Raw genomic sequence first — 24,331 nt, 5'->3', positions numbered from 1 at the left:
AAAGTTCTCCCTATATGTGTTCGAAGATGTCAGAGAGCTTTTCGATGTGGATTATCTTCGGGTCGTCGACTCTTGTTGTGTGCGCAAGCATGAACCCCAGCCTGGCAGTCCTTAGGAACGCAAGGTCGTAGATTGTGTCGCCCACGGCTATCGTGGCTTCGCGTGGGATTCGGAGAGATCGAAGCATGGCCAGATAGGCCACATCCTTCCTCGTCGGGTCCACCCTAGGGATGCCTTCAGGCAGGATTCGCCCCTGGCCGTCGAATCGCAGGCCGTTTGCCACCCAGTGTTTGATGCCCAGCTCTTCGGCCACCTTCTTGGCCAGGATGTCTATGCCTGACGTGACGAGCGCAAGCTCGATTCCCCTCCTGCGCAACTCGCGGAGGGTCGCTGGCGCCTCCCTCCTGACCTTGTATCCTGAGAGGATGGCTTCTACCTCTGCCTGCGTCACCCCCTTGGGCCACGCTGCTATGTCTCGACGCATGAACTCCTGGTAGTCAATCTTGCCTTCGGTGTACAGCTTCAGCGACTCCTTGCCCATGTGTGAAGTTCCGAAGAACTTGTGGAGCGCCACCCAGCTGCTGTCCTCCTCCAGGACTGTGCCGTCCATGTCAAATGATGCGAGCCTCAGCCCGTGTTCAGTCATATCCTCGCCTTGTAGGGCAGACCCATGAGCTGAAGTGACTGCGCGAGCACCCTGCTCGCGGACTCCACCAGCGCCACCCTTGCGTCCCTGAGACTGGAATCCTCCTCCCTGTTCACCTGGACCTTCTCATAGAACTCGTTGAAGGCGACCGCGAGGTCGTGGGAGTATCGGGCTACCTCCTTGGGCGACAGGTACTCGCCCGCTGAAACAACGGCCTTGTCTAGCATCGATAGTCGCTTCACCAGCGCCCTTTCCACAGGTTTCGAGAGCTTGGCTGCAGACTCTGCGTCAATCTTCGGATGTCCCGCTGTCTTGTCGAGGATGCGCCTTGCTCTTGCGTATGTGTACAGTAGGTACGGACCTGTGTCTCCCTCGAAGCGGAGCGACTCCTCGATGTCAAAGACTATCATCTTGTCAGGGTCTTGCTTCAGCAGCTCGTACCGAAGCGCTGCGACAGCAACGGCCTCCGCCACGTCTTCCACCCATCCGTCGCTCTCTGTCGGGTTCCGCTTCCTTGTCTCTTCCCTCGCCTTCTTCTTGAGCGCCTCCAGCATGGCGTCCACGTTCACGTAGAGCCCCTTCCTCCCCGACATGTGCGCGAACTCTCCCTCTATCTCGAAGCCGAGCTGTTTCGCAGTCTTCTTCGAGACAGCGACTACCTCATAGCCCCTGTGGAGGTACCTCTTCGCTGAACCGGGTTCCATCCCCTCCAAGACCTTGGCCACGATTCTCTGCAGGTAGCTCTGCCTCGCGTCGATGACAGAGACGGCGAGGTCAACCGCCCCGAACCTTGGCTCCTTGCTCCCACCCTTCAGAGTGGTGGTGTAGAGAGTCCTCCCTCCAGGCTGTGCCCCGCCGTACTTCACATACCCGAAGGGGTCGTCCACCAGGCCTATCTTCCAAGCGGCATACGGTATGTCCTTCGCAATGTAGACCACAGTCCCATCGGAGCGCACCACGACCTTCTGCTCACCTGTCTCGGGGTCAGGAATCACCCAGCAGCCCTTGTTCTCTCCCTCTGACTCGTACCTGACCGTTCCTTTCTTCTTGAGAGTCTCGAAGAGCTTCGACCACATCCCAGAGTGGACGATCTGAGACTCCCAGTTCAGGAGGTCGTAGGTCGCGCCCAAGCGCCAGCAGGTGAGCAGTTGGGCTGCGAGGATCCTGTCCACGATCGAGCGGGCGTACTGGGCCATCTCGCCTTCGCCTTTCTCTATCTCGCGCAGGACAAGAGATTGCTTTTCCTTCAGGGCCGGGTTCGAGGAGTACTCCTGGGTGACCCTGATGTAGACGCTTTCTCCACTGTAGGAGTCGAACTTCGAGCCGGGGGGTGCAACGTCGCTCATCCCCAAGAACTTGTACCCCACTATCATGTCGGCGACCTGCGCGCCGGAGTCGTCGATGTAGTTCAGGGCCTGCACGTCGTAACCTAGGTGGCGCATCACCCGGACGAGCGAGTCACCGAGCACCAAGTTCCTGGCGTGTCCGATGTGGAGGGCCTTGTTCGGGTTCACGTTGGTATGCTCTATTGCTACCCTCTTCCCACTTCCAGACTCGGACCCCCCGATCGGACCCTCGGCCATCCCCTCCGTGATTGCGTCGAGCGTGAACTTCGGGTAGTTGAGGGTGAAGTTCAGGTACCCTCCTGGGTGAGCGGTGACAGACGCGACATACGTGTAACTCTTGGACTGTCTCATTACCCAGTCTGCCATCCTGATGGCCACCTCGCCTGGCTTCTGCCCTAGCGCCTTTGCCAGCCTGAGCGGAGCTGCGCTCGCGAGGTCTCCGTAGGACTGGTTGGGAGGTCCCGAGAGGTCCGGTTCGACCTCTGGGTGGCCGAGGGACTTGCACGCGCCGACCACTAGCTTTCCGACCTCCTCTTCGAACTCGCGGAACTTCAATCGGGTCGCTTCTCGTGAGAGCTGATAAAAGCTGTTGTGTTGCCCCTGCGATGGAGAGCGGCTCCAGAGCAACTTAGGGAAGCCAGTGGGGATGTCGAGCCGTCATATCCGCCAACGCAGTACACGTAGTCGTCCTGCATCGAGGAGCGACGTAAAGCATTATCTACCGAAGCCTGCAGGACGAAAACGGGCCCGTAGCCTAGACATTCGTAGGGGAAACGAGCGTCGTCTCCTCGTAGCGTGCTCACGCCAGACACGGATCAGGGCATCAGCCTCCGAAGCTGAAGATCGAGGGTTCGAGTCCCTCCGGGCCCGCATCCTTTCGGGTTCAATTCCCCTGTCCCCCTTCGGACCTGCCTCCGTCCGCTCGTTAATACAATCTTGTATTGTCGCCACACGACATAGACACTAACGAGAACAATGTTGGACTTGGGTTCGTCTTGGCTCGACAGCGCTTCATAGATCTACGCCCTACAAGTCCACGAAGGGTAAGCGGGTATGGACCGGGGGAGTCGGAACTCGGGGGCGTCTCGACCCTAGCATCAGCAGATTCATTGGGTTCCATTGTAACAGGCCTAACGTTGGCCTGCAAGTACGCCCCGTTTCTAGTCCCCAAACCACGGACGAGGCCGTGGGTGCGGGCGGAAGGGATTCGAACCCCTAGGGGTATCTTCTTGTTTTGAAATGGTCATCCGAGTCTCGCCTGATTGACATGGGATCAGATGCCGTCCCCTCCGGCTTCCCTCCTGAAGTGTGGCCCAAGTTGGCCGCAGCCCGAAACGGGTTCGAACTCGAAGGTTTTGGGTGGGCGACTTGAGCCCCCTGCACGAACGGGCCAGCGAAGACGACAATCGTTGGGCGGGAAGTCAGAATTCGCATAATTCTATTGCTTAAATATTACAAATATGCTTAACAATCTAGACAAGGCTTGAGAAGCCAGGGCAGAGTGTCGAGATCCGACCAGCCGTTGTACAGGCCCCTCAGAGTCTATGCCTTCGACCCAACTCTAGGTCGCACCCTGGGAAACTACATGACTGTCAATGTTCCCTTCGAAGATCTGGACAAAGGGCCGATCGGCCAATACCTGGAGATCATCGACTACGACGCTAGCAACGATTGCTACTATCCACCCGTCGACTTGAATCAGCGGAGCATTCTGCTCGAGGACGGCCTAGCCCCGGACGAGTCGAACCCGCAGTTCCATCAGCAAATGGTCTACGCAGTGGCAAGCGAGACAATAAGGCGCTTTGAACATGCGCTTGGTCGTCGAGTTAGGTGGGCCTTCGGCAGACACTCCAAGCACAAGCGACTGCGAATCCTCCCGCACGCGATGCTGGAAGCGAACGCATTTTACTCCGAAGAGCTGGCCGCCCTCGTCTTCGGCTATTTCGCAGCGACAGAGGAGGACGAAGGACTCAACCTCCCTGGTCAGACCGTGTTCACCTGCCTGTCTCACGACATAATTGCTCACGAAACGACGCATGCACTTGTTCACAGTCAGCGTAGTTTCTTGACCGAGCCAACAGGGCCCGACGCCCCCGCGTTTCACGAGGCGTTCGCTGACATGGTCGCTCTCTTCCAGCATTTTTCCTACAAAGACGCTCTTCTCGAGACGATCCAGCGGACAGGCGGGAGGATTTATCGAACGGACCTCCCCGCGGAAAGCACGTCTGGTCCCGGAGGACCTCTGCTACAGTCCGAACTTACGGGTGATAATCCAATCGTAGGACTCGCACGACAATTCGGCTACGCAGTGGGCCTCAGGAAGAGCTTGCGCGCCGCTCTAGGTACGCCACCGAACACGAGGGAGCTTGAAAAGTACTCCGAACCTCACAGACGAGGGTCCATCCTTGTGGCAGCGATCTTCGACGCGTATTTCAGCGCCTATGTTCGACGAATCTCGGACTTGATGCGAATCTCGCAGGCGGCCGGAATGCAGCTGTCGTCGGGTAATTTGCACCCTGACTTGGCGAACAGACTGGCGGAAACGGCGGCGAAGACCGCCGGGCACTTCCTCAACATCTGCATTAGAGCACTGGACTATTGTCCGCCAGTGGATATCACGTTCGGAGACTTCCTCCGCGCCATGATCACGGCTGACTACGACATGGTACCTGATGATGAGCACGAGTATCGAACCGCCGTTATCCATGCATTCCGCTCCCGAGGGATTGTTCCTGGAGGAGCCGCCTCGTACTCAGAGGAATCATTGCTGTGGCAGCCTCCAGAAGTAGGCGCTAATCGAGTCCCCCCCGTGTGCTCGGGCTTGGATTTCGACGTCTGGAAATCCGAAAGCGCAGGTCAAGAGCAGGCTCGCGAAGAGAACAACGCCAAAGTGCTCCACTCGTTTGCAGATGACAACCGCACCCTGCTCCATCTCTCGCCAAGCTTACCGATTGAAACACACACTTTCCACGTGGTGAATCGCGTCAGTGTCGATGGCAAGATTCTCGCTGATGTTGTGACGGAGCTGATACAGCGAAGAGCCGTCCTGACCGACCCAGATGACCCGGACTCGCCGAAGTTCAATTTCCTTGGTGGCACGACGCTAATCTTGGCCAAGAGTGGCGAACTACGTTACGCGGTCTACAAACCTGTGGGCGAAGAAAAAGACGATGCCGATAACGCGCGGCTCAAGCGACAACGTGATTATCTAACTAGTAGCGAGGCCGACATCAGCTCGGCCGCCTATGCAACTCCCGAGGAATTGCAGCAGCGTCTAAAGAATTTCGCTGCGATTCACAGAGGGTATTAGCATGGCAGGCAGTAGTACGGCTCTGAAAACTTCCCCGGTGGCCACGGGATCCGTTTCCTCTCTCGCCCTCAAGGGAAGCATCGTCGGGACGAGCAGGGGGACCCTCAGAATCAGGATGTACCGCGTAGGTTTCGGCGACTGCTTCCTGATTTCTTTTCCCCTGACCAAGGGAAGCATGGCCGGAGAGCCATACGCGCACGTTCTGGTGGACTGCGGAGTCCATTCAAGCGGCGATATCGGAACCCTAGGCAAGGTTGTGGATGACGTTGCCACTGTCACGAACAAGAAGCTAGAGCTAGTCGTCGTCACCCATGCGCATCAAGACCATGTCGCGGGCTTCGACAGGTTCGCGAGCAAATTCAAGGCATTCGACGTGCGTAGTGTCTGGCTGCCGTGGACCTGGGATCCGAACAACCCTCAGGCGGCAGGTCTCCAGGAAAAGCACCAAGCGCTGACAGCGCGACTAGCTCAGGACTTGCAAGCTGCTGCCGCCGCCGACCCGAACGCAGTAAACGCAGTCGAGAACTTGAAGGGGAACGAGCACGCGATCGCGCTGCTGAAGTCCGGATTTGAAGGTAAGGCGAAAGTTTCGTACATGAAAGCCGGCCAAGCACTGACTGGTCCCAAAGACGTCCCAATTCCCGACCTTTCAGTCAAGATCTTAGGACCGCCCCAATCGGAAGAGTTCCTGGCGAAGATGGACCCTCCAGCAAGCGAGCACTACTTGCGATTGGGCCCCGACCAACAGACCTCTGGCGCCCTCCAACCCTTCACGAAAAAATGGAGGCTCGAAAAGCCCCCGGACGAGCTGATTCGATCACTATTCGCCGAAGACGACAGAGAGCTGCTCCAAAGGGTCGCCACCTCGCCCCTCAACGAGTTGGCGTTTGCCCTCGACCAGGTGAGGAACAACGAGAGCCTGGTCGTCCTGTTTGTCTTCCGAGGTCAGTATCTCCTCTTTCCCGGCGACGCCCAATACGGCAACTGGTTGTGGTGGTTGGAGAACTTGCACCCGGAAAGCATCTTGCCTGGAATTACCTTCTTCAAGGTTGCCCACCATGGCAGTGTCAACGCGACACCCAAGAAAGCCCTTGAGAATATGAGCGCCGGGAAGTTCGCCTCGATGGTCTCTACCCAAAGCGTGCCATGGCCATCGATTCCTTGCGTTCCACTGATGACGGCAATTGGCAAGAAATCCAAGTCGAATATTGTGCGGAGCGATTGGGTCAAACCCAGTGGTCTCCCCAAGCCCATGGCTGACGCTACCCCGCCTATTCCCCCTAAACTTCCCAAAGGATTCAGCAAGGGTGACTTCTGGTTCGACTATCTGGTTCAAGTCTGACCGACTGGCGCGCTCCTTCGGCTGCCGGGGAGTGAACTGGCTTCACACGGGGTGTGGTCAGCCTATCTTCACTGCAGTTCGTGGCTCGGCATTGATCACGGACGCCTCGCTTCTTCTGAGGCCGACCGTTGAGAGTGACTAGCGGGCTCTGGGGGCCTCGAACAGGGTGCGATCGCCGGGATCATGGCACAATAAGCTGCGTTGAGGAATTCGAAGTCGGAGTGGAGGCAGCGGCTTTTCCATCCCATCCGGGGGCCGATCCCTCTGGGCCGGCACTCCGTGCGCGATACACTGGCCCAGCGTGGGATTCAGGATTCTTGGCACTCATCGAGGCTGCTTCCTCTGTACAAGGTCCGCGATTCATGCTGCATGGCCTCCCAGCCGAATCGGAGGAGTGATGATCATCTTCAACCCATCCTCAAGACGTCCTTCATCTTGGATTTGCTCGCTACGCGATGGAGGACCCATCTCTGTTGTTCAGCAAACAACCGGATTCATTTCGTCCACGGAACGCGCTTTACACGAGATTTGCGAATGATTAATAAGTCGTGAAAATCATTTTTCGATGAAGATGAAGTTCCTCTTCGTAACGTACGAAGCTCTCTCTGCGGACCTTGCATGGCAATTGAAGAAGGAAGGGCACGATGTGAAGTTCTACTGCCACGACCTACCGGAGAAGGATGTCGGCAATGGTTTCTTCGACAAGGTGGACGAATGGGAACCTCACAAGGACTGGGCGGACGTGATAGTCCTCGACGACATCGGCTTCGGCTCGAAGGCGGAGCAGCTCAGGAACGAGGGGAGGCACGTCATTGGAGGTTCCGCCTACACAGACAAGCTCGAGCTCGACAGGGAGTTCGGCCAGGCTGAATTGAAGCAGGCAGGGGTCAACACGCTCCCGAGCTGGGACTTCACGTCGTTCGACGAGGCCGTGGCGTTCGTGAAGGCAAACCCCGAGAGGTACGTCATCAAGCCGAGCGGCAGTGCCCAGGACGAGAAGGAGCTGCTCTTCATCGGCCAGGAGGAGGACGGAAAGGACGTGATTCAGGTGCTCGAGCATTACGAGGCGAACTGGTCGAAGAAGATCAAAGAGTTTCAGATCCAGAAGTTCGCCGAGGGCGTGGAGGTAGCGGTGGGGGCTTTCTTCAACGGGAAGGACTTCGTCCGGCCAATCAACGTGAACTTCGAGCACAAGAGGCTCTTCCCGACGGAGCTCGGGCCGAGCACCGGAGAGATGGGATGCTACGACGACGAGACCGAGGTTCTTACGAACAATGGCTGGAAACTCTTTAGGGACCTTTCGGCATCGGACGAGATCTGCACACTGAACCCATCAACGCATGTCATCGAATACCAGAGGCCTTCTGCCATCGTTTCATTCAACCATCACAAAAGGCTAGTCTCAATCAGCAATAGGTCCATAGACATAATGGTCACGCTCGACCACAACATGTACGTAGAATCTCAGCAAGATGCCAAGAAGAAGAGAAACAGATTCAAGTTTGTCAAGGCGAGGGACCTCCAGTCACAATCCCTCATCAAGAGAACGGGAACGTGGGTCGGCGTGGAACGTGCGACTTTCACCCTCCCGTCAGTAGCTTTGGGCCATTACGAGGGAAGGCAGGTGGTTCTCCAAGAGACGGGACCCCTCGAAATCCCCATGGACACGTGGCTGGCGTTCTTCGGCGTATGGCTGGCTGACGGGTATGCTTCGGACAGGACTGGAAGCTTCAGAATAGGAATCGCTCAGAAGCAAGGCTACAAGTCCGAGAAGATTGCTCGTTTGCTGACCCGTTTCCCGTTGGATTTCGCCGCTAGGAAGGGTGAATTCCTGTGTTACAGCAAACAACTCGGTTCCTACCTCGCGCAATTCGGCGGCGCACTGGAGAAGTTCGTCCCCGATTTCATCAAGCAACTGAGCCCGCGACAGATTGCTACCTTCCTCGAATGGTTCTCACTGGGAGATGGCACGAATATGAGAAACGGCTATCGGATCTTCTACACGTCGTCAAAGCGGCTCGCTGACGATATCCAAGAGACATTATTGAAAGTCGGGAGGCTTGGCATCGTCAAGACACGACAGCGACCCGGAAGGAGATGGATTGTTGACCACTATGCGGATGCGTCGCGAGCCCAGTATGAGGTCATTGAAAGAGTCAAGAAAGCTAATTCCTGGATAGACGCGAGGGATGTCACAGTCGTTAGCTACGCCGGAACCGTCCACTGTGCAACTGTTGAGAATCATGTGATGTACGTGCGAAGGAACGGGAAGCCCTACTGGTGCGGCAACACCTCGATCTACTGGGCGCGGAGCAACCCAGTCTTCGAGAGCACGCTCCTCAAGATGAAGGACAAGCTCGCAGCGAGCAGGTATGTAGGTTACATCGACATCAACTGCATAGTGAACACCAAGGGAATCTGGCCCCTCGAATTTACATCGAGGTTCGGGTACCCTACCATCAGCATCCACATGGAAGGCATCACGAGCGAATGGGGGGCGTTCCTGTTTGACCTGGCACAAGGCAAGGAGGCACAGCTGAAGACGAAGAAGGGTTACCAGGTCGGGGTGGTGGTCTGCATTCCCCCCTGGCCTTTCCAGGACGACAAGGCGTTCAGGAAGTACTCTGAGGGCGCGACGATACTCTTCCGCAGACAGAGTCTTGACGGCATCCACATCGGAGAGGTGAAGCTGGAGGAAGGGGACTGGCACATAGCAGGAAACTCGGGGTATGCCTTGGTTGTCACCGGGTCTGGCGCGACGATGTCGGACGCGATCAGGCAGGCGTATCAGAACGTGAGGAATGTGATGATACCGAACATGTTCTACAGGACGGACATAGGCCAACGCTGGACACACGACAGCGACAAGCTGCTGAGCTGGGGCTATCTCTAGCCTTGGACTTCGAGCCAAGCTTCGAGGTCTTTCATGACGTCACGTAGGTCGTTGTACGTCCTGCGTCCCAGAGCCTGGTCGAGGAAGAATGACAGCTCCCATCCCTCGACTTTCTTTCCGTTTACAGCAGAAAGGATCCTCGACCTGCTCGCCGGATAGGCAACCTCATTCAGGGAGCTCGAGACCGCGGCTGTGAGGCTGCTCACCTTGCACCAAGCCAAAGCTATCTGGCAGTCCTCCGTTCTTTGATGAAGTGATAGGGGACGAAGATGAGCAGCAGGACCTGGGCGAGCGTGCCAAGGATGAAAGTCGCTGAGGGCAGCAGGACTCCGTTCTCGATGAAAGTGTAGTGGGCTGATTCGGGGAGCGAGGAAAATAGGGCGAGGATTGCGAGCACGAAGGCCATGTAGTAGGAAACCTTCGGGTTCGTGAATGTCAGAATGCTGTCGATAACGAAGAGGACCCATCCTATCGCAACGAAGTCGAAGACGTTCGCGGGAAGGACTCCGTAGACCTGCGCCAAGAACACAACCCCGAGGACTGTCGAGAAGATGACAAGGTACTGGACAATACGGCCCGTGGCGGGCATGAAACTGCGCCAGTTCATGTCCTATATGAGAGTATTCGACAGGCTGTCGCTGCCGACAGTTTCGGATTGTGAGTCCCCTAGTCGTGCTTCCTTCTGCTGCCGCCAGATGAAGCTGTGACCCTGGACTGCTTGGAGGAGAGCATCCTCTTCATCTTTGGGCCCATTGCGTCGGAGACAGAAGCGAGGTTGTAGCCAGTCTCGGTGAATGAGTGCCTGTCCTTGGGAGTGTAGACCTCCACGGAGACTTCGTAGCGGGCGTGGGACTTTGCGGGCTTCTTGGACTTCACGACAGCCCTGATCTCCTCAACGTAGGGGAATGCCTTGGCCAGCTCGCCCGAGAGCCTCTCGAACTTCAGCTTTGCCTCGGATGCCTCGATTGGCTCTTCGGGAAGCCCAACGATGTAGAAAGGAGGGGTCTCCCTATCTTTGGGTGCCAACTCGACTAGAGTCGGGCCCGTTGAGCGCGGTTATTATGGATTCTGCGGTCCTTCGCGCCATCGCCATTATCGTGATCATGGGGTTGACTGCAGGGGTCGTGGGGAAGACGCACGCGTCTCCGATGTAGAGGCTCTTGACGGAATGCAACTCCCCGCTGGGGGATGTCGGTCCTTTAGAAGGGTCGGAGCTCATCCTGCATGACCCCATCAGGTGGGCGCTGAATAGCATCAGTCTGTTGGAATCGATTCCCTCCGCCTTGACCCCGTCGCAGAACCTGTCCAGCTCCTGGGGGGTGACCGGCTTCGTCCCGTTTCCTGCAGTCACAGGCTTGTTGTGCGTCGTCCAGACCTGCAGCGCGCCAGCAGCAGCGAGTATCCTCGCCGTCTCTTCCATGCCGCGCACAAGCATGTCCTTGTCCTTCTGCTCGAGCTGGTAGTCCACGACCGGATACCCTGCACCGTCCACAGACACGACGCCCCAGCTTCGCTCCCTCAGAAGGACGATCGAGTCCGCGGACCTGGCGTAGTACTGCCTCATGAAGTCCTTGTGCTGCCTGCCGTCGACCCAAGGGGTCCCCAGTGCGAAGAGGCCGGGGTGTGCTGGGGCGGCCTCCACCCAGAAACCATGGTACGCCCCGTCCAGGTTGATGAACCTCCACACAGCGACGGTCTGGGGGGGACCAGCCCAAGCGGAGACCGCCTTCGGATACAGCCCTGACACCGCGACGGTCGGGTCGAGCCGCAGGTACTTGCCAACGTTCCCGTCCTTCACCCCCGAACGAAGGAGCAGGGCGGGCGTCTCTATTCCGCCACACGCCGCCACGACCGCTCTGGCATTCACTTCGACGTTCAAGCTCTTCCCGCCCGATGTGCACGTCGCGACGACGCCTTTCGCCGCCCCTGCCTCGACTACCACGCGGTCGACCCGGGTGTCGAAGAGGAACCTCGCCCCTCTCCTGAAGGCGGACGGCAGGTAGTTCATGGAGGTCGACTGCTTGCATGCGTATGTGCAACCGTAGGTGCAGTAGTCGCACCTTTGCTGGCAGCCGACAGCGTTTCTCTGGATGACCTCGTAATCAACCCCCTCCCTGAATCCCAACGCCTTGCATCCGTCCCAGAGGGCTTGGTTGTTCCCGTTCCTTTGACTCTCCGCATCGTTGACCTTGAGAGCTGACCAGACGTCGGAGACATAGGCCGCGAAGCGCTTGCCCATCAGCCCGTGAATCCCGAATGCCGATTCCCACTCCTGAAGGACGGTCCAGGGGGGCTTCAGGCATGTGTTCCAGTTGACGGCCGTGCCACCTCCTACGCCCCGACCCGCCAGCAGCACGAACGAGAGGTCCTTGGTCGCGGCAGTGCCGCTCTGCTGGAACAGCTTCTGCATCATCGTGAACTCGCTCCGCTTGTACGTCTCCGAAGTCTCGTAGGGCCCCTGTTCGATGACAAGTACGGACAAGCCCGCCTCGGATAGTCTGTCGGCGATTACGCTTCCACCCGCACCCGACCCGACGATGCAGACATCGCACTCCAACCTCGTTTCGTCCTCAAGCCTCAGGGGCGTGATCCGAAGATCGTCGGGCGTAGGAACAGCGGGTGAGTCGCTCGGCAAAGGATAACCGATGTCTGCCCAATTGGGATTGACCCCGTTCGCGTCTGACATGCTGTATGCGAGGAAGCAGGTTAGGCGCTTGAGCGCTTGAAATGCCGTCCTCTTCAGCCCGATGCGGCTATCCCTCCATGACTGGAGGTAGCTCTGCCGTTCTGCTGCGTCCAACTCCGAGAACTTTGACCTCGACCCCGTGAGGAAGAGGTTGTTCACTGTGCTTTCAAACGTCCTCAGCATCCTCGCGAAGTCTTCTGCGTTGCCAGGCTGAAGGGTGTGTTCGATGGTGTCGGCGAGGACCTGGTCGATGCCAAGGTCAGATGCCTTTCGCCTGTAGAACGGGTCAGGGTCGTCTATCTGAGGGAAGATCGTGTCGCAGACCGCGCGGAGGGTCGTGCGCTCTTCCGGTGTCAGCTTCATCGGTGCCAGTTTGGCTATGGTTCTAATTAAGGCCTACAAGCGAAGGACTCTTGGCAGCGACGGGAGCGAGTCTATCACGATGTCGGCACCCTCTTCCCTGAGCTTCTGGGCCGTGTAGTTGCCAGTTGCCACGGACACAACCTTGAGGCCCGCCTCCTTCGCTGCAATGATGTCGTACAAGCTGTCGCCAACATAGTACAGGCTCTCCTTGGGCAACGAGAACATGGAGACGGCCCTGTGTATGCCTTCAGGACTCGGCTTCATTTCGTCGACGTCCTCCCTAGTGAGGACGAAGTCGAAGAACTCTGCTAGGGAGTATCGATTCAGGACCTCCTCGGCTGACTTCCTTCCGCTGTTTGTGAGAACACCGAGCTTCGCAGATCGGCTCCTCAGAAACCTAAGCGTCTCAACCGTGCCCGGAAAAAGGGAAGCATTCATGCTGCTCTCCATCTCGAACCTGTCGAGGATGGAGTAGAGCCTCTGCTTGAGGGACGGGTAGTCGGTCCTGACCTTCCCCGCGACGACCTGGCCCCTTGCCGCGTCCATTATTCGCTGAGTGGGAGAGGACAGCGTGAGGTCCGAAGTATCGAACCCATCCTTGGTGAGCTCTGCAATCAGCTCCCGCCTCGTGCCTCGGACGTCGAACCTGAACGTCACTAGCGTACCATCGATGTCGAAGATGAGGCCGAGGGACATTTCGGTCTAGACCTTTCTCTTCGAGAAGAGAATCAGAATGGCGACGCCCGCTATCCCGACGGCAACAGCGAGGATTGCGAATGCGTCGAGAGTATCTGGTGGGAGCATCAGGATGGACAAGTTTGGAATGCCGGGCTTCGCCTTCGTATTTATCCATTGTAGCGAAAAGTCATGGCAATTGAAACCGTTAAGTAAGTTGACCAGCTTCTTTCATATGGATGGCTGTCCGAATAACTTGCTACGGCGGGGTGGCCGAAATCGGCGGCAACAAGTTCCTGCTTGAGGACAAGGACACCAAGGTCCTGCTCGACTTCGGCACGGGTTTCTCCGAGGGCTCCGAATACTTCAACGGCATGATCAAGCCTAGAGGTGTGAACGGGGCGGGGGACCTCTTCGAGTTCGGGCTCTTACCCGAGATTCAGGGCCTTTACTCCGAGGAAGCGCTCCAGAACACTGAGCTGAAGCACAAGGAACCCGACGTGGCCGCGGTAATCCTCAGTCACTACCACTGGGACCACATGGGCAGAATACCGCACATTGACCGGGAGATACCTGTTTACTGCGGCGAGACCACTGAACTCATCGCGGAGGCGTACAGCAGGGCCGGAGGTTCTCCGCTCGACGGACACAAGCTGAAGACATTCAGAACGGGCGACAGGTTCCGAGTAGGGCCGATGGAGTTCGTCCCAGTCCATGTGGACCACTCGATACCAGGCGCGTATGGGTTCGTGATTCATACATCCGAGGGCGCCGTCGCCTACACCGGCGACTTCCGATTTCACGGCCGCGCAGGCTCAATGACAGGTGACTTCGTGAAGGCGGCAAAGGAGGCCGAGCCCCAAGTGCTGCTCAGCGAGGGGACGAGGGTCAACGAAGACGACACTAAGAGAGCGATGAGCGAGGAGGACGTGCTGAACGAGACGCTGAATGTGGTCGGGTCGAGCAGGAGGCTCGTCCTCTCCTCGTTCAAGGGGAACGACGTCGACAGGATAAACACGTTCAGCGAGGCTGCAGAGAAGACGGGCAGGCGACTGTTGGTCTCGATGAAGACTGCTCTCCTCTTGGAGATGCTGAGCAGAGACAGCGGCATAGAAGTGCCGAAGGTGGGAAAGGACGTGCTGGTCTACGTTAAGAGGAAGAGGAGCGGAAAGATAGACGATAAGGACTACTTGAAGTGGGAGAGGCCCTTCCTCAACCACGGCTCCACGGCGGAGGACGTCCACCGCGAGCAAGGGAAGCTCTTCCTTCATCTCGAAACGTGGAACCTTCCTGAGGTAATCGATATCAAGCCAGAGAGGGGAGGCGTCTATGTCCATTCTTCGACTGAAGCCTTCAACGAGGAAGGAGAAAGGGAGGAAGACCTGGTCAAGAACTGGGTGGACCATCTCGGCTTCAGCTACCATCAGATTCACGCGTCGGGACACGCGCCGATGACCGGAGTCAAGGAGCTGGTGGTCGAAATCGGAGCCAGGAAGGTGGTCCCGATCCACACAGAGCACCCCGAGATGTTCCGAGGCTTCCGCGGTGGCAGGGTTGAGCTTCCAGTACTCGGGAAACCCCTAGCAGTCAGCGGGAACTAACGCGCCAAAGAAGCCGAGGCCCGGGGAGGGGAAAACGCAGAAATAACTACCGACGAGCACACGCCGCGTTGAAGCTCGAAGAAGCGAAGCAGCTGGCCGAGAAGGCTGTCTCGCGTGCCGCGTCGGCAGGCGCGTCCTACGCAGAGGCGAGGGTCCAAGAGACCCGTGGGCGGGAGTTCCTACTCAAGAACGGAGAGCCTCAGCCTTCTTACTTCGCTGAAAGCTTCGGCATTGGCCTGAGGGTGCTGTGCAAGGGCGCACTCGGCTTCACGGCCACGAACAGGTTCGACAGGGCATCCGTGAACGAGATGAGCCTGAAGGCGGTGAAGCTGGCGCGCGCCTCCGCCTCAATCCTGAAGAAGCCGATAGTCTTCGACTCATCCAAGGCAGTCAAGAGAAAGTGGGCTGCGGAGGAGAAAGAAAAGGTGGAGAACGGAAACGCAGCGTGGCTCAGGGGGGTCCTCGAGGAGATAGAGTCAAGGATCGCAGACGGCAGGGCAGGAGTGGCGATTCCCGGGAGAATTCTCGGGCTCGGCGTCGACCTAGAAGAGAGGTACTACGTGAACAGCGACGGCGCGAGGGTCCAGAGCAGACTGCCGCGAGTCTCGTTCTTCGGTTCGCTCACGGCCTCGGAAGGAGGCGAGATGGCCCAGAGGTCCATCCAGGAAGGTGAGAGCGGTGGCCTCGAGGTGGTGAAACGGGTCGGGTTGGTGGAGAGGGTCGAGGAGGAGGCGAAGGTCCTGGGCAAGGTCATCAGGACTACCGCGAAGCCTCCGACCGACACGATAGACGTGATACTGAGCTCCGAACTGTCCGGGATTGCGGCTCACGAATCGGTGGGTCATCCCCAGGAAGCGGACCGGGTCCTGGGCAGGGAGGGTGCGCAGGCGGGAGAGTCGTACCTGAAGCGGGACAGCCTAGGAATGAGGGTCGGCAGCAAGGAGGCGAACATCAGCGACGACCCGACGCTCCTGCACTCTAACGGGTTCACGCCGGTCGACGACGAGGGAGTGGAGGCGAAGAAGCGGATGCTAATCAAGGATGGAGTGATCAACGAGTACCTTCACAACAGGTACACTGCGGCCGAGTTCGGATTGAGCAGCAACGGAGCGTCTAGGTCCGTGGCCTTCGACAGGGAGCCGATAATCAGGATGTCGAATACCTTCGTGGAACCCGGGAACTACTCGTTTGAGGAGCTTGTCAAGGAGGTGAAGCACGGCATCTTCTTCAAGTCGTTCACCGAATGGAACATAGACGACAAGAGGCTCAACCAGAGATACGTGGCGCTGGAGGCGTACCTCATAGTGGCTGGCGAGATGAAGGGCTTGGTGAAGGCGCCTGTCCTTGAGATAACCACTCCAAGACTGTGGAGTAGCGTGAAAGCACGGAGCAGGAACATGGACTTCGAGGCAGCAACCTGTGGCAAGGGAGACCCACAGCAGGGAGCACCGGTATGGACTGGTGGCCCGGAGACGCTGCTAGCCGGAATCAAGCTGGGGGCGAGGTAGGAATGGACCCTGCAAGGCTGAACGAGGTCGCCGTCGCGGCGGCGAAGAGGCTGGGCGCTGACGACGCCGTGGCCCTCACGGTCAACAACTTGGAGAAGATGGTGAGGTTCGCGAACAACTCAGCCACGGTGATCAAGGGGATAGACGAAATGGAGCTGACGGTCTACCTGGCGAAGGGAAAGAGGAGGGCGATAGCCTCCACCTCCAACCCCCTAGAGTCCAACGTCAAGAGGTTCGTGGGAGACCTGTTCGCCTCCCTGAAGGGGCTAACGGTCTCCGACTACGTCCCGCTGCCGAGCAAGGCAATGAAGTACAGGCCGAACCGCGAGAGGTACGACAGGAAGATACAGAACCTGGGCGAGAAGCTGCCCGACCTCGCAGCGCGCGCGATCAATGCCTCCCTCAAGGCAGGGGCGAAGAGGTCAGCTGGAGTGATAGAGGCTTCGGCAGTGGCCTATCACATTCTGACATCTACGGGGACCCAAGGTGCAGACGCCAGGACTTCGATCACCCTGAACATCAGGTCATTCTCTGAGAACGACGCAAGTGGACACGGCCTTTCGTGCTCCGCAGACATGGCGGGGTTCGACCCAGAGGAGGCGGGCAAGAGGGCTGGCGAGGCGGCCAAGGAGATGGTCGACGCCTCCGAGCCAGAGCCGGGAACGTACGACGTGCTCCTGAGCCCCGCAGTGGCGTCCAACCTCATCGAGTCTGTCGCCTCGGCTGCGTCCGCCTTCTCCGTTGACGCGGGAATCTCGTATCTTGCGGACAAGGTCGGCAAGACGGTCGCATCGGAGCATCTCTCTCTGACGGACCACGGGCACACCAGGGGAGCTCTCGGAGGAAGGTCGTTCGACGACGAGGGTATGCCGACGCGGTCGACGAAACTGATCGACTCGGGCGTGCTCAAAGGCTACCTCCACAACCTGACGACAGCGAAGAAGTGGAAGACCGAGACGACGGGGAACGCCGGATTCGTGACCCCCCACGCCTGGAACCTCGAGGTCGGAAGGGGTGACGCCAAGTACGCCGAGATGGTGAGGGAGATGAAGAGGGGGATAGTACTGACGAGCAACTGGTACACCAGGTTCAAGAACTACAGGACTGGAGAGTTCTCCACCGTCCCTAGAGACGGAGCCTACCTTGTTGAAGGTGGTGAGGTGGTGAAGTCGCTAAAGGGGATGCGGCTCAGCGACGACCTGCTGAGGATGTTCTCCTCTGCCAGGATGCTCTCGCGCAACAGGGAATGGGTGGAGTGGTGGGAGGTAGGCACGCCTACGCTCTGCCCGTGGATACTCGTCGAAGGGACGAAGATCACAAGGGCGTACGAGTAGCCTTATATGTCAATATTAACACGGTATTAATATGGTCAAGGCTATAGTCGAGATAGACATTGAAGCGAACAAAGTGATCAACGTTCTCAAGGCTCAGTACGGCTTGAAGGACAAGTCCCAGGCGATAAACGAGATGGCCAAGCAATACAAGGAGCTCGTGCTTGAATCCGGAGTCAGGCCGGAGTACCTCAAGAGGCTGAAGAAGATCCGAGAAGAACCGATAATAAGAGTCGGCGGCATCGACGATTTCAAGAAGAGATACGGTTCGAAGTGAATGTATGCTCTCGAGACGAGGGAGCACGTTGACAGGGTTTTCAGAAAGTTAGCCAGAAAAAATCCGGAGCAGATGGGGATGATAACAAAGAAGATTCAGGAGATACTGGAAGACCCACACAGGTTCAAGCCGATGCATTTTCCTCTAGCGGGCATGAGAAGGGTGCATTTCGGCAACTTCGTCCTCCTGTTTTCAATCGACGAGCAGAGAATGACGGTCATTCTTGAAGACTACGAGCACCACGACAAGATATACAGGACAAAGTGAATTCTCTTTTTGTTCACACCCAATGAATCTTGTTGACTGAGGTACTCACTCGTCTGAGGACTGTTCGTTCGGAATCTATTCGAGTGCAACCAAGTATCAATGTCGGCAAGCGAGACACAAGTCCGGGACTCCCAACTGGCTTCTAGAGTAGAGCAAGAATCATGGCCAGAATAGAACGTGCAGACGAAAGCCAACCAGTTGAGAAGTCTTTGACAAGCTTTTGGCCGAGGAGAGTAGGCAAGGAAGCGAGGTCAGCGAGTGGATGAGGGGAAACGAAGGCGCGTGAATGGCTACTTCACGAGCGGAACAGACTGCAGCGCACTCCTGATTGTGGCAGGGTCGGGCTCGTAGTCCGACAGGCTGTTGCTCAGCTTGTCGTCGTACGCCTTCAGGTCGAGAAGGCCGTGGCCGCTCAGGTTGAAGAGGATGACCTTCTCCTCGTTCCTATGCTTGCACTGCAACGCCAAGTCTATGGTCGCCTTCACGGCGTGATTGGTCTCGGGTGCTGGCACTATGCCTTCAGTCTGGGCGAACAGCATTCCCGCCTCCATTATTTCGTTTTGGGAGTATGCAACGCTCCTCATGTAGCCCTTGTCGATTAGCATGCACATCGACGGGGCCTTCCCATGGTACCTGAGACCGCCGGCGTGGATGGGTGGGCACTGATAGCTGTGGCCAACGGTGTACATCTTGATCAGCGGTGTCATCTCCCCGGTGTCTGCGTAGTCGTACCTGTACTCCCCCTTCGTTGTGGAGGGCACGGCCTTCGGCTCCACAGCCACGAACTCGGCTTCGCTCTTCCCGCGGAGCTTGTCGCGCATGAACGGATAGGAGAGGCCCGCGTAGTTACTCCCGCCCCCAATGCATCCGACGATATAGTCCGGCTCGAGGTCGAAGTCCTCGAGTTGCACCTTCGCCTCCTGGCCGATGACCGACTGGTGGGTCAGGACGTGGTTGAGGACGCTGCCCAGAGAGTACTTTGTGTTATCGTGGGTGACGCAGTCCTCGATTGCCTCGCTAATCGCTATCCCGAGACTCCCAGGGTGTCGCTTGTCCTTTGCGAGGAAGCCCTTGCCGACGTTCGTCTTGTCGCTCGGAGACGAGTGGACCTCGGCCCCGTACACTTCCATCAGGATGCGCCTGTAGGGTTTCTGGTCGAAGCTGCTTCGCGTCATGTAGACCGTGAGGTCGATGTCGAAGAGCGCGCACGCGAGCGCGAGGGCGCTCCCCCACTGTCCTGCGCCTGTCTCGGTCGTGAGTCGCTCCGTGCCCTCCTTCTTGTGATAGTACGCCTGAGCTATGGCGGTGTTGGGCTTGTGACTGCCGACGGGGTTGAGGTCCTCTCGCTTGAAGAAGATCTTCGCCGGCGTCTTGAGCTTCTGCTCGAGCCTTGTCGCACGGTAGAGCGGGGTGGGCCTGCCGAGCCTGATGTAGGCCTCGCGGACCTCCTCGGGGATGGGGATGAACTCCTCCGAGGAAACCTCCTGCATCACGCACTCCTTGGCGAAGAGGCGGAGCAAGGCCTCCGGAGAAACGGGTTTCAGCGTCTTGGGGTCGAGGGGAGGCGCAAGGGGCTCTGGCAAGTCGTGTTGAATGTTGTAGTAGCTTTTCGGGAGGTTGTCGGCGGAGAGGATGGACCTCAGTTGCTGCTGGCTCATGACACAAACCTACACTCTCTAGGGTAGATAGACATTCCTAGCCACTTCTGTACATTGACATCGACCTGCGGTTCGCGCTCGCGACACTGCTGTTGAGCAGCAGGTCCTCGTGGAGATGGCCACTTTCTGCTCATCTCTGTACACTTTGCCCTTGATTGGGAGTCAGGATCAGTTTGGACGCCCCTTGTTCCGCAAGCTGGTCCACGTTCCGCATCCTTGGTCCCAAAGCTCAATAATGGACACGTTCCGCCGAACCCCGTGGCCAATCCAAAGTCGCAGCCGTCGCACTTCGCAGGGAAGGGATACTGACGAAATGGAAGTGAATGCACCTTGGCTGGTACTTGGGCTCTGAGGTAAGGGTGCGCTGCCACGCCCGAATCACTTCGGACAGGAAACACGCACTCTCCCTCCCAAACCCAGCGTGATACTTTCGCATCACTGGGCTTTCACTCCTACGTCCTCCGTCCTCTTCTTGTGCATTGGATGGATTGATTTCGGCCGCCTAGTTTCTAGGCAGCTTACTGTGGCATGTCGCGCACAATGTCTGAAGGTTTTCGACTCGGTGCACGACGGTCGGGTCGAAGACCGTTCCTACGGGGACAGGTTCGATATGATGCGCCTGAAGGTTATCCTGACCGCCGCACCAAACACACCTCCATCCATCCCTCTCGAACGCCAAAAGGCGATTGGACAGATAGGTTTCGTCGTTGTATTCGGGCGCAATCGGTCGGACATTGGGCGCATCTATGATTGGGCCATTCTCCTCTGAGGCACTGGTTGCATGAGTGCCGCCGATGTATGGATTGCTGATTGACCTGTATCTCCAGACAAGTCGATGGTTCAACGTGGAGTGCATGCTTCCGAGGGAGGACATCCTGAAGAGTTCGGCCTTTACAGGCCCCCTCTGGAGGACTACCTCACCATTCGGACGCACTTGCGATAGGTATTTCCTGACACCTATCTGGTATTTCCTGCAATACCATTTACGAAATAGGCGTTCTGCCAGAAAGTCTCCTGTCTCGAATTGCTGGACTGAGTTGACCGCCCTGTAATAGTTGCCCCATCCTCTCAGAACACGGTTCATTGCTGCAATTTTCATTTGAGGGTCATCGTGGCGTGCGCTTGACCCTAGCATCGATTGCAGCTTGCCTTTGAGGCGGAGCAGGTTCTTTTGTGTTGGTCGTATCCTGACGCAGTTGTAGTGCTCGAATCGAACCCGACGGATATAGAATCCGAGGAAGTTGAATCCATCTTCCAGCCGCACTACGCGTGTCTTGTCTGTGGACAGGTTTAGCCTGAGCTTCTCCAAGAAGAAGCTCCGTATGCTGTCCATGATGGCGGTGGCCTGCTCCTGCGTGCCTTTCACGCTCAGGATGAAGTCATCCGCATACCTGAACAGCACACATCTGGCCTGTTCGTGTTTTCGTTGGTGCTCTCGCTTTGTAGGTTTGCCCCAGTTCTCATACCAGAACTGGTCGAACCCATTGAGATAGATATTGGCTAGTAATGGCGAAAGGACACCGCCCTGAGGCGTTCCCTTCTGGATTTGAAGTCGAATGCCCTTATCGATGACGGGTGCCTTGAGGAACCGACGAATCAGCCACAGAATTTTTGGGTCGGCTATCCTTTTCTGGATAGCTTCCATTAGGATTCCGTGGTCGATGTTGTCGAAACACCCTTCAATGTCTCCCTCTATGACCCACTCATACAGACGACTATCGTCCCCATACCGATACATGGGCAATATGCACTCCAGCGTGCTCCTCTCAGGTCTGAAGCCGTTGGAATTGGGTAGGAAGTCGGCCTCGAAGATTGGTTCTAATGCCATCTTCAAGACCATCTGCACCACCCTGTCCCTTATCGTCGGAATGCCTATCGGTCGCTCCCCTCCGCTTGCCTTCGGAATACATTTCCTAAGCACCGGTGAGGGGTGGTAGGTCAGTTGTTTCAGCCCCGCCCGCGGTTCATCGATAAATCTGGCTCTCGCGGATGGTTCGCGCAGGTCTGCCCCGCACATCCCGTCCACGCCTGAGGTCTTCGCGCCAGAGTTGTCTAGGACTGCATCAAGAGCCGAGTTGAGCCACTCTCGCTTCCAGAGTAGCGAATGCAGATTATGGAATTGCTTGTTCGGTCGTCTTGTTGCTGCTATGGCGAGCCCACTCTGGATGCGGAGAATGGCTCTGCCTTCGTCCTTGCGGACTACTGGATTCGGTGATTGCTCACCGAGCTTATCGTTTGAGCCCATTCTCTCACCTCCTTGTGTTTCGTGGACTGCATCCATCCTTTGCACAGTTCGGACTTCGGATTTCGGACTAGAGTCCTTCCCCACAGGTCGGTCATTAGCCGACTTTCAGGGTACTATGACTCCTCGGAGCCAATCCAGTCGAATCGGGCGCAGCTGCCCTAGTCATCTAGTAACTGGGAGTAGCAAGGTGGGCCTCAATGCTGTTGGATGGTTTGGGTTGGGCCTTGGGCCTATGTCGTTGCGTTGACCGTGATTTGCCAGTTCGCACCTACGGAGAGGACGGAAAGATAGTAGTTCGTCCCGGGAGTAAGGTTGTATGCATAGAGGACGAATGTTCCAACCTTGCCGCTGACCTGACCCTCCGAGGTTAGGATTGAGGAATTGGTTGCGTATAGTATCCACGCAACGCTAGCTAATGAAGGGTCATTGGCGGAGACTCGCACAGTGACCATCACGGCAGGCGTAGTTGCAGTAAATGGAGGGGTGTTGGCGATTCCTGAACCGCTGTAGTTGACCAAGGCTGCACCAGCCCTCAAGCTCGTCACTGTCACTGTAGTTGTTGAAAGAAAGCTACTGACTTGAGTCGAAGTGACTGTCTGCGTTTGAGTCGAAGTTTCTCCACGAGAACCCCCCGACCCAGCGGCTCCTATCAGTATTCCAACGATGAGGACTACCACGAGGGCTGCAATATTTCTGAAGCGGTGCGATTGCTTCTTTATTGGTGGTGTTGGTGCTTGCAAGCCCTTTCCCTGTTGTTTTGAGGTTTGATAGTTAAGCTTGTTGGGTTAGTGTATGCTTGTTTTATTGAGTTGATGACAGACTGAATTGGGTCTCACGTTCTGTAAGGAGCACATCTGCGGACGGATTTAGGCATCCACCAGTTATCGAGAGAACCCCGACACGCTGGTCGGTTCTCGCCTTCCTCAAAGAAGGGGATTTGACACACTTCATAGGGAACAAGTGTGTTGGCTCTCTATGTCACGCGCACCTCCTATCCTAGCTCATCGCGTGACGCTCCTACTACCTGTTGTGGATTTCTTATCGTTGCCATGTCCGTCCTAAGGTCGCCGACTCGAACGACTAGGCTTCGTCCTTATCGGCTGTCTATGTCTGGGGCTAGCCCCATGCTGGGCTCTGCTCAGAACCCAACACGCCAGACGGCTTTCACCTTCGGGAGTCCCAACCTCGCGGTCGAGGACGCCCAGCCCTACCTACTGCTTGCGCAGTCCTTCGGGCATTGCTCCATACAGCGGGCCTTGGCTGCCTTTCAGCAACCGAGGCTTTCGTGACGCGCCCCTACGTAGGTACAGACGCGATAGCATTGGCGGTCGTACTTCTTGTCGTTGGATTCTTCTTCACATATCTCGGGACGAGGCTGAGGAGCACGCTCGGGACCAATAGGCCCGGAAGGACGGCTGTCGTCCTCATGATAACAATCTGGGTTCTTTCATTGGTAGCTTTCTTCGTCGACGCGATAACCTATGGTTTGGCACTGGAGCAAGCGAACCTGGTCGCCGTCTACCAATCTTATCTGGCACCCAATCCAGTCAGCCCGCTTACTGACATATCCGCAGCGATATCTTTCGTCGTCATTTTGTACCTAGCCCGGAGTCACGGACTCAAGATTGCCTTGGTCAGCGCATTCGTCGGTGCGGCCGTAGGTCCGATGATATTCGAGCTTCCTTTCGACCTGATCGTCTTGAACAGGATATACCCTCCCATTCCTCCTTCGCCGATTCTGTTCAGGCTGCTCTTCTTCTTGCCTCTGTTTCTAGTGGAAATCTCAACGATGTCGTTGGTCACACTGTCTCCTCTGGCCAAGCTCTCTAGGTACACCCTGTTTTCTTTGGCGGGCATGTTCTTCATCTTCGCTGTATGGGCTTCGCTTGGTTTCTCCTATCCGTCCGACCCGATACCTACGGTACTCAACGACGTGTCAAAGGTGTTGAGTTTCGTTGTGGCAATCACGCTCTTCCTAGGCGACTGGATAGACAGGAGGACAGGGAATCGACTGTCGTTAGTACCAGTGGAATCGAAATAATCGCTGATTTGAATGACAAAGACAAACGTGTGGGCGCGCGCCGAGTCTCGTCAGTCCCTAATCCAAACTCCACACCGCTATCAACGAACCGAAGTAGAGCACGGCCAGCAGGCTGTGTACAATAGCCTGCACCGTCACTTTC

Annotated in this window: 19 protein-coding genes; 9 read left to right on the top strand and 10 right to left on the bottom strand. The window is 57.0% G+C overall.

Annotated features, from left to right (window positions below; translation table 11 throughout):
- Positions 1 to 10: 10 nt before the first annotated feature.
- Both LYZ69_02835 and argS read right to left on the bottom strand, forming a co-directional pair.
- Positions 11 to 646: an HAD-IB family phosphatase gene (locus LYZ69_02835; GenBank protein ID MDV3277388.1), complete on the bottom strand. Its 636-nt coding sequence runs from the start codon at positions 644 to 646 to the stop codon at positions 11 to 13.
- Positions 643 to 2,547 carry an arginine--tRNA ligase gene (argS, locus tag LYZ69_02830; GenBank protein MDV3277387.1) on the bottom strand — a complete coding sequence of 635 codons (1,905 nt, stop codon included), beginning with the start codon at positions 2,545 to 2,547 and terminating at the stop codon, positions 643 to 645. Before argS ends, LYZ69_02835 begins: the two co-directional genes overlap by 4 nt.
- Positions 2,548 to 3,475: 928 nt before the next feature.
- On the opposite strand from argS, the gene LYZ69_02825 reads away from it, so the two are divergent.
- From LYZ69_02825 to LYZ69_02815, 3 genes are all read left to right on the top strand, one after another.
- Positions 3,476 to 5,302: a hypothetical protein gene (locus LYZ69_02825; protein MDV3277386.1), complete on the top strand. Its 1,827-nt coding sequence runs from the start codon at positions 3,476 to 3,478 to the stop codon at positions 5,300 to 5,302.
- A gap of 37 nt (positions 5,303 to 5,339) precedes the next feature.
- Positions 5,340 to 6,644 (top strand): MBL fold metallo-hydrolase, encoded by a 1,305-nt coding sequence (locus tag LYZ69_02820; GenBank protein ID MDV3277385.1) that lies wholly within the window; start codon positions 5,340 to 5,342, stop codon positions 6,642 to 6,644.
- A 565-nt stretch (positions 6,645 to 7,209) separates the two neighbouring features.
- Positions 7,210 to 9,537 (top strand): hypothetical protein, encoded by a 2,328-nt coding sequence (locus tag LYZ69_02815; GenBank protein MDV3277384.1) that lies wholly within the window; start codon positions 7,210 to 7,212, stop codon positions 9,535 to 9,537.
- On the opposite strand, the gene LYZ69_02810 is transcribed toward LYZ69_02815, so the two are convergent.
- The 5 genes from LYZ69_02810 to LYZ69_02790 all read right to left on the bottom strand — a co-directional run bounded on the left by LYZ69_02810 (position 9,534) and on the right by LYZ69_02790 (position 13,282).
- Positions 9,534 to 9,743 (bottom strand): hypothetical protein, encoded by a 210-nt coding sequence (locus LYZ69_02810; GenBank protein MDV3277383.1) that lies wholly within the window; start codon positions 9,741 to 9,743, stop codon positions 9,534 to 9,536. The genes LYZ69_02815 and LYZ69_02810 overlap by 4 nt on opposite strands.
- Before the next feature lie 17 nt (positions 9,744 to 9,760).
- Positions 9,761 to 10,126: a hypothetical protein gene (locus LYZ69_02805; GenBank protein ID MDV3277382.1), complete on the bottom strand. Its 366-nt coding sequence runs from the start codon at positions 10,124 to 10,126 to the stop codon at positions 9,761 to 9,763.
- A 77-nt stretch (positions 10,127 to 10,203) separates the two neighbouring features.
- A complete protein-coding gene (locus LYZ69_02800) occupies positions 10,204 to 10,563 on the bottom strand; it encodes a hypothetical protein (GenBank protein MDV3277381.1) in 360 nt (119 codons plus the stop codon).
- Positions 10,547 to 12,586 carry a GMC family oxidoreductase N-terminal domain-containing protein gene (locus tag LYZ69_02795; protein ID MDV3277380.1) on the bottom strand — a complete coding sequence of 680 codons (2,040 nt, stop codon included), beginning with the start codon at positions 12,584 to 12,586 and terminating at the stop codon, positions 10,547 to 10,549. The genes LYZ69_02800 and LYZ69_02795 overlap by 17 nt, the downstream gene beginning before the upstream one ends.
- 33 nt (positions 12,587 to 12,619) lie before the next feature.
- On the bottom strand, positions 12,620 to 13,282 hold the full coding sequence (locus LYZ69_02790) for an HAD family hydrolase (GenBank protein MDV3277379.1): 663 nt from the start codon (positions 13,280 to 13,282) through the stop codon (positions 12,620 to 12,622).
- Positions 13,283 to 13,500: 218 nt separating this feature from the next.
- On the opposite strand from LYZ69_02790, the gene LYZ69_02785 reads away from it, so the two are divergent.
- The 5 genes from LYZ69_02785 (at position 13,501) to LYZ69_02765 (ending at position 18,245) form a co-directional block, all read left to right on the top strand.
- The gene (locus tag LYZ69_02785) at positions 13,501 to 14,862 is read left to right on the top strand and encodes an MBL fold metallo-hydrolase (protein ID MDV3277378.1); all 1,362 of its coding nucleotides are present in this window, start codon (positions 13,501 to 13,503) and stop codon (positions 14,860 to 14,862) included.
- A 68-nt stretch (positions 14,863 to 14,930) separates the two neighbouring features.
- Complete coding sequence (locus LYZ69_02780; GenBank protein ID MDV3277377.1) at positions 14,931 to 16,370, top strand: TldD/PmbA family protein; 1,440 nt, start codon at positions 14,931 to 14,933, stop codon at positions 16,368 to 16,370.
- Positions 16,371 to 16,372: 2 nt separating this feature from the next.
- Positions 16,373 to 17,704 (top strand): TldD/PmbA family protein, encoded by a 1,332-nt coding sequence (locus LYZ69_02775; protein MDV3277376.1) that lies wholly within the window; start codon positions 16,373 to 16,375, stop codon positions 17,702 to 17,704.
- Between the two features lie 31 nt (positions 17,705 to 17,735).
- Entirely contained in the window at positions 17,736 to 17,978 is a 243-nt protein-coding gene (locus LYZ69_02770; protein MDV3277375.1) for a DUF2683 family protein, read from the top strand.
- Positions 17,979 to 18,245 (top strand): type II toxin-antitoxin system RelE/ParE family toxin, encoded by a 267-nt coding sequence (locus LYZ69_02765; protein MDV3277374.1) that lies wholly within the window; start codon positions 17,979 to 17,981, stop codon positions 18,243 to 18,245.
- 290 nt (positions 18,246 to 18,535) lie between these two features.
- Here LYZ69_02765 and LYZ69_02760 read toward each other — a convergent pair whose 3' ends face one another.
- The 3 genes from LYZ69_02760 to LYZ69_02750 form a co-directional block, all read right to left on the bottom strand.
- Positions 18,536 to 19,903 carry a TrpB-like pyridoxal phosphate-dependent enzyme gene (locus tag LYZ69_02760; protein ID MDV3277373.1) on the bottom strand — a complete coding sequence of 456 codons (1,368 nt, stop codon included), beginning with the start codon at positions 19,901 to 19,903 and terminating at the stop codon, positions 18,536 to 18,538.
- Between the two features lie 502 nt (positions 19,904 to 20,405).
- Positions 20,406 to 22,148 (bottom strand): group II intron reverse transcriptase/maturase, encoded by a 1,743-nt coding sequence (gene ltrA / locus LYZ69_02755; protein ID MDV3277372.1) that lies wholly within the window; start codon positions 22,146 to 22,148, stop codon positions 20,406 to 20,408.
- Between the two features lie 230 nt (positions 22,149 to 22,378).
- Positions 22,379 to 22,699, bottom strand: coding sequence for a hypothetical protein (locus LYZ69_02750; GenBank protein ID MDV3277371.1), 321 nt, complete (start codon positions 22,697 to 22,699; stop codon positions 22,379 to 22,381).
- A 734-nt stretch (positions 22,700 to 23,433) separates the two neighbouring features.
- On the opposite strand from LYZ69_02750, the gene LYZ69_02745 reads away from it, so the two are divergent.
- Positions 23,434 to 24,189, top strand: a complete 756-nt coding sequence (locus LYZ69_02745; protein MDV3277370.1) for a hypothetical protein — start codon at positions 23,434 to 23,436, stop codon at positions 24,187 to 24,189.
- Positions 24,190 to 24,331 lie beyond the last annotated feature (142 nt).

This window comes from Nitrososphaerales archaeon, from assembly GCA_032906765.1.
Lineage (GTDB): Archaea > Thermoproteota > Nitrososphaeria > Nitrososphaerales > Gagatemarchaeaceae > DASPPF01.
This window is presented reverse-complemented; position numbering and strand designations above follow the sequence as displayed.

Coding starts and splice junctions, on each gene's coding strand:
- LYZ69_02835 (MDV3277388.1), bottom strand. CDS start 646: ATGACTGAACACGGGCTGAGGCTCGCATCATTTGACATGGACGGCACA.
- LYZ69_02815 (MDV3277384.1), top strand. CDS start 7,210: ATGAAGATGAAGTTCCTCTTCGTAACGTACGAAGCTCTCTCTGCGGAC.
- LYZ69_02805 (MDV3277382.1), bottom strand. CDS start 10,126: ATGCCCGCCACGGGCCGTATTGTCCAGTACCTTGTCATCTTCTCGACA.
- LYZ69_02795 (MDV3277380.1), bottom strand. CDS start 12,586: ATGAAGCTGACACCGGAAGAGCGCACGACCCTCCGCGCGGTCTGCGAC.
- LYZ69_02790 (MDV3277379.1), bottom strand. CDS start 13,282: ATGTCCCTCGGCCTCATCTTCGACATCGATGGTACGCTAGTGACGTTC.
- LYZ69_02785 (MDV3277378.1), top strand. CDS start 13,501: ATGGCTGTCCGAATAACTTGCTACGGCGGGGTGGCCGAAATCGGCGGC.
- LYZ69_02775 (MDV3277376.1), top strand. CDS start 16,373: ATGGACCCTGCAAGGCTGAACGAGGTCGCCGTCGCGGCGGCGAAGAGG.
- LYZ69_02770 (MDV3277375.1), top strand. CDS start 17,736: ATGGTCAAGGCTATAGTCGAGATAGACATTGAAGCGAACAAAGTGATC.
- LYZ69_02765 (MDV3277374.1), top strand. CDS start 17,979: ATGTATGCTCTCGAGACGAGGGAGCACGTTGACAGGGTTTTCAGAAAG.
- LYZ69_02760 (MDV3277373.1), bottom strand. CDS start 19,903: ATGAGCCAGCAGCAACTGAGGTCCATCCTCTCCGCCGACAACCTCCCG.
- ltrA (MDV3277372.1), bottom strand. CDS start 22,148: ATGGGCTCAAACGATAAGCTCGGTGAGCAATCACCGAATCCAGTAGTC.